7 protein-coding genes are annotated in these 4,854 nt (G+C 61.2%); 2 read left to right on the top strand and 5 right to left on the bottom strand.

Features of this window, described 5'->3' with window-relative positions; all coding sequences use genetic code 11:
- From Q0072_RS18335 to Q0072_RS18315, 5 genes are all read right to left on the bottom strand, one after another.
- Nucleotides 1-412, bottom strand: a 412-nt coding sequence (locus tag Q0072_RS18335) for a VOC family protein (protein WP_298333001.1), incomplete at its 3' end; no start/stop codon positions are given.
- Nucleotides 412-630: a zinc-finger domain-containing protein gene (locus Q0072_RS18330; RefSeq protein WP_298333000.1), complete on the bottom strand. Its 219-nt coding sequence runs from the start codon at nt 628-630 to the stop codon at nt 412-414. The genes Q0072_RS18335 and Q0072_RS18330, both read right to left, overlap by 1 nt.
- 138 nt (nt 631-768) lie before the next feature.
- Nucleotides 769-978 (bottom strand): hypothetical protein, encoded by a 210-nt coding sequence (locus tag Q0072_RS18325; protein ID WP_298332999.1) that lies wholly within the window; start codon nt 976-978, stop codon nt 769-771.
- A gap of 26 nt (nt 979-1,004) precedes the next feature.
- Complete coding sequence (gene aceA / locus Q0072_RS18320) at nt 1,005-2,294, bottom strand: isocitrate lyase (protein ID WP_298332998.1); 1,290 nt, start codon at nt 2,292-2,294, stop codon at nt 1,005-1,007.
- Nucleotides 2,291-2,470 carry a hypothetical protein gene (locus Q0072_RS18315; protein WP_298332997.1) on the bottom strand — a complete coding sequence of 60 codons (180 nt, stop codon included), beginning with the start codon at nt 2,468-2,470 and terminating at the stop codon, nt 2,291-2,293. Before Q0072_RS18315 ends, aceA begins: the two co-directional genes overlap by 4 nt.
- A 144-nt stretch (nt 2,471-2,614) precedes the next feature.
- Between Q0072_RS18315 and Q0072_RS18310 the strand changes: the two genes are divergently transcribed.
- Together Q0072_RS18310 and Q0072_RS18305 are read left to right on the top strand one after the other, a co-directional pair.
- Nucleotides 2,615-3,085: a T6SS immunity protein Tdi1 domain-containing protein gene (locus Q0072_RS18310; protein ID WP_298332996.1), complete on the top strand. Its 471-nt coding sequence runs from the start codon at nt 2,615-2,617 to the stop codon at nt 3,083-3,085.
- Nucleotides 3,086-3,088: 3 nt separating this feature from the next.
- A complete protein-coding gene (locus tag Q0072_RS18305; protein ID WP_298332995.1) occupies nt 3,089-4,507 on the top strand; it encodes a short-chain fatty acyl-CoA regulator family protein in 1,419 nt (472 codons plus the stop codon).
- The last annotated feature ends 347 nt before the right edge of the window (nt 4,508-4,854 follow it).

The following is a 4,854-nucleotide window of genomic DNA, read 5'->3' as shown; positions in this document are numbered from 1 at the left end:
CCCCCTTTTGCAGCAGTTCGATGCTGATGCCGTCCGGAGAGCGCACAAAGGCCATATTGCCATCGCGCGGTGGGCGGTTGATCACCACGCCCATATCCATCAGATGCTGACAGGCGGCATAGATGTCATCGACCTCATAGGCCAGGTGCCCGAAATTACGCCCGCCCGTATAGTCTTCGACATTACCGTTTTCGTCCGGCCAGTTATAGGTCAGCTCGACATGCGGCGCGGCACGATCACCGCCATTGACGGTCGCAGTGGCCGAATCGAGCGGCGCGGCCAGAAAGACCAGCGTAAAGCGTCCCTTTTCGCTCGCCGTGCGGCGCACTTCGAACAGACCCAGACCGCGGCAATAGAAATCGAGCGCCGCGTCCAGATCCTTCACACGGACCATCGTGTGAAGGTATCTCATCAATGATCGCCTTCTGGTCGCGGGGCCGGGCTCAGATATTCGTGCGCGTGGTCCTTATGAACGAACTTGCGGTCGCAATATCCGCATTCGACTTCGCCATTGGCCCCCAGCTCCAGATAGACCAGCGGGTGACCCAGCGCGCCACCGCCGCCATTGCAGGCGACCTTGTGACCATCGACATAGATGACTTCGGGAGGAGGAACGGTGCTCATAGACATAAGGCCCAGCTAACTCAGGGAGATCAGGCCAAGCCTTACTGAAAGCCGCGCCGCGCGTCAAATGAACAAAGCCCCTCCGCCGAGGTTCAGCGAAGGGGCAGGTGGAAAAGGCGTCATTTCTGTCAGAGGGTGACGCCCCTACTCGTACCCGTGGGCCGCCTCATTGATGGTCAGGGTCGGCATACGGGTGAAATCAACCTCGACCGGCTGGGCCAGCTTGAGCTGATAGGTCCGCAAGACGTGTTCAAGGCGACGGCGGGCTTCCTGCGTGGCGGCCGCATCCGCATTGAGGTTCAGCGGCGCGAGGCAGAAGTCGATAATGGCATCAGGCCGGGTGTAGGCGTTCATGGCAATACTCCTTTACTCTGCGGGTTTTACTCTGCGGGCTCAGCCTGAAACTGAGCGGTTTCGGTCGAGTCCTTCAGCGCCGTGGTCGAGGACTGACCATTGGTGATGGTCATGGCGATCTTGTCGAAATAGCCGGTGCCGACCTCGCGCTGATGGCGGGTAGCGGTGTAGCCTGCCGCCTCATTGGCAAATTCGCGCTGCTGAAGCTCGGAATAGGCCGCCATGCCGCGATCACGATAACCCGACGCCAGCTCGAACATCCCGTTATTCAGCGAGTGGAAGCCGGCCAGGGTCACGAACTGGAACTTGTAGCCCATAGCCCCTAACTCGCGCTGGAACCTGGCGATCGTCGCCTCGTCCAGCCTGGCCTTCCAGTTGAAGGACGGCGAGCAGTTATAGGCCAGCAGCTTGCCCGGATGGACCTTGTGCACGGCCTCGGCAAAGCGGCGCGCGTCGTCGAGGTCCGGGTGCGAGGTTTCCCACCACAAAAGGTCGGCGTATTTGGCATAGGCCAGACCGCGCGCGATGCAGTGATCGAGCCCCGTCCCGGCCTTCAGGCGGAAGAAGCCTTCCGGCGTGCGGCTGTCGCGGTCGATGAACGGATGGTCGCGCTCATCAATATCAGACGTGATCAGTTGCGCCGACTCGGCATCGGTACGCGCCACGGTGAGCGTCGGCACCCCCATCACATCGGCCGCCAGACGCGCCGCGATCAGGTTGCGCTCATGCGCCTGAGTGGGGATCAGCACCTTGCCACCGAGATGGCCGCACTTCTTTTCCGAAGCGAGCTGATCCTCGAAATGCACGCCCGCCGCCCCAGCCTCGATAAAGGCCTTCATGATCTCAAAGCTGTTGAGCGGCCCGCCGAAACCGGCTTCGGCATCGGCGACGATGGGCGCGAACCAGTCGCGCTTGGCCCCGCCTTCAGAATGCTCGATCTGATCGGCGCGCTGAAGCGTGCGGTTAATACGGCGGCACAGCTCCGGGGCGGCATTGGCCGGGTAAAGCGACTGATCCGGATACATGGCCGAAGCGGTGTTGGCATCCGCCGCCACCTGCCAGCCGGAGAGATAGATGGCCTTAAGGCCGGCGCGCACCATCTGCATGGCCTGATTGCCGGTGACAGCCCCCAGCGCATTGATAAAGGGCTCTTCGTGCAGAAGTTGCCACAGGCGGTTGGCCCCGCGCTCGGCCAGCGTATTGTGCACAAGGACCGAACCCCGCAGCTTTTCGACCTCCTGCGGCGTGTACGGACGGGTAATGCCGTCGAAGCGCCCCTTGGGGGCATTGGGCACCAGTTGCTCGAAAGTGGTCATGACAGGGTCTCCGTATCCCGACGCTCAGGCCGGGGGGTGGTGGGATTGAGGCTTTCGCGGTGAGCCATCAGGGCGGCCTGACGCGACAGGACGGCCGCCGCGCCGAACGAGGACGCATAGACGGTCACAAGGTCGAACGGGCTCAGAAACGGTGTGAAGATGGGTGAATTTGTCATAATACGTCTCCTTTCCGGCGGCAGGGCCGCGCTGTTGATGAGACGATTAAGCGCTGAAAATAAGCGAAATAGTAGGGATGGGTGGGTAAATGCCGCGTCATTTGGCAAAACGCGACCTTGTTCGTTTTGTAAATTTGTGACTAAATGACTCGCAAAATCACACTTGCGCAGGCCGCCATGAACTTACGCGATATCATTCAAAAGGAATGGGGCTGGCTTGGTTTCGAAGCCGATCGAGTGCTGGAGGTAAACGCCTTCGGCAATGTTCTGTTTAGCTCCATGGATGGTCAATTCTGGAGGATATGCCCCGAAGACCTCTTGTGCGAACCCATTGCCAGTGGTGATGCAGATTACAGGCTATTGTTACAGGACGCGGATTTTCAGGTGGATTGGAAAATGGAATGCTTGGTCGAAATGGCACGCGATACCATCGGCGATCTGCATGAGGGCTATAGCTACTGTCTTAAGCTCTGGGCACCTTTGGGCGGCGAATATGTAGCGGACAATATAGCTCAAGCCCCCACTGATCAGGTGATTGCTTCGGCGGGTCATGTCGCTTTTCAGATTAAAGAGGCACCGGATGGCGGGCAAATTCAGTTGACGGTCGCGGACTAGGCCATGTCCGAACTTGATCGCAAACTCTTCCTGGGTGGCCGCCTCAAACGCCTGCGGCACGACCTGAGTCTGACCCAGACGCGCATGGCCGAAGACCTCGGCGTGTCGCCCTCCTATCTCAACCATCTGGAGCGCAATCAGCGCCCGGTGACGGCGCAGGTACTGCTGAAGCTGGCCTCGACCTACGACCTCGATATGCGCAGCTTCACCTCGGAGGCCGACCCGTCGGGTGAGGCCGATCTGGCCGAGGTGCTGAGCGATCCGTTGTTCAGGGACCTGCACGCGCCGCGCCGCGAAATCGCTGATCTGGTCGCCGCCTCCCCGACCGTAGCCGAGGCCATGCTGCGGCTTTACCGCGCCTATAAGGAGCGCAAGGTGCGTGAGGTGATCGACCTCAGTTCAGCGGAAATCCTCAACGAACACTCGCCCGCCGACTGGACCCGCGATCAGGTGCAGGCGGCCAACAACTACTTCCCGGACTTCGATGAGCGCGGGGAGGCTTTGTTCGAGGCGCTGGGCGCTGATCCCCACACGCTTGAAGCTGCCGCCGAACGCCGGTTGCAAAGCGAGTTCGGCATCGGGGTGCGCTTCATGCCCGCCTCGGTCATGCTGATCTATCAGCGGCGCTACGATCCGCACCGGCGTCGGCTGATGCTGTCAGAGACGCTGGCCCCCTCCTCGCGCGCCTTCGCCATTGTCTATCAACTGGCCTTGTCTTTGTATGGCAATGAGCTGAATGCGCGCGTCGAACGCGCCAAGGCCCCGGACCTCGCCTCGGCGCGCCTTTTCAAGATTGCGTTGCTGAATTATCTGACCGCCGCGACCCTGATGCCCTATGGCCGCTTTCATGACGCGGCCGAAGCCTGCGGCTACGATCTGGAGCTGCTGCGCGCCCCGTTCGGCGTCAGCTTTGAACAGGCGGCGCACCGCCTGACCACCCTGTCGCAGCCGGGCCGCCGCGGCGTGCCATTCTTCATGATGCGGATAGATTCGGCGGGCAATGTCTCCAAACGCTTTGCGGCGGGAAAATTTCCCTTTTCGCGCTTTGGCGGGGCCTGCCCGCGCTGGAACCTGCATCAGGCGTTTCAGTCGCCGGGACGTGTGCTGACCCAGGTGATCGAAACCCCGGATAAGGGACGCTATTTCACCCTGGCGCGCACGCTCGACCGGGGCCTGCGCGGCTGGGACGGCGGGGCCTATAGCGAGCAGGCGCTGGGGCTCGGCTGTGAGTTGAAATACGCCGAAAAGCTGGTCTATGCGAAGGGGCTCGACCTCAACAATCCGGCGGCGGTCGAAACCGGCCCTATGTGCCGGTTATGCGAGCGCCCCAACTGCCGCGAACGTGCCGCCCCGCCGGTGACCAAGACCTTGTCCGTCGATGAATGGATCAAGTCAGCCACAGCATTTCCGTTTGCAGGGTAAGCCACCCCTGCGAACTTGCTATGTGGGAAGGTTTGATGCGGTAGAGGGCTGGTCACACCCTTTCTATACCTCCCCAACTTGTTGGGGAGCCGGGCGGCCGGTGCCGGGGACCGCACGAGCCGCGTTTACGCGGTGAGATGCGGTGGTGGGGGTTCTTAACAAGGTTCAATAGATCGAGCGGGTGGACATATAGCAAAGACACCCCACCACCGTCTTCGCTACGCTCGACGGTCCCCCTTGTAAGTTCCTGAGCGCGGCCTGTGATAAGTTAGGCTGTGGCAGCGCGCGGCAGGCCGTGTCCCCCATGGGTTAGAAGCCCGCTGGGAGCTGGGTCGTCGCGCGTTCGT

The sequence above is a fragment of the Asticcacaulis sp. genome, from assembly GCF_027484505.1.
In the GTDB taxonomy this organism is placed as follows: domain Bacteria; phylum Pseudomonadota; class Alphaproteobacteria; order Caulobacterales; family Caulobacteraceae; genus Asticcacaulis.
This window is presented reverse-complemented; position numbering and strand designations above follow the sequence as displayed.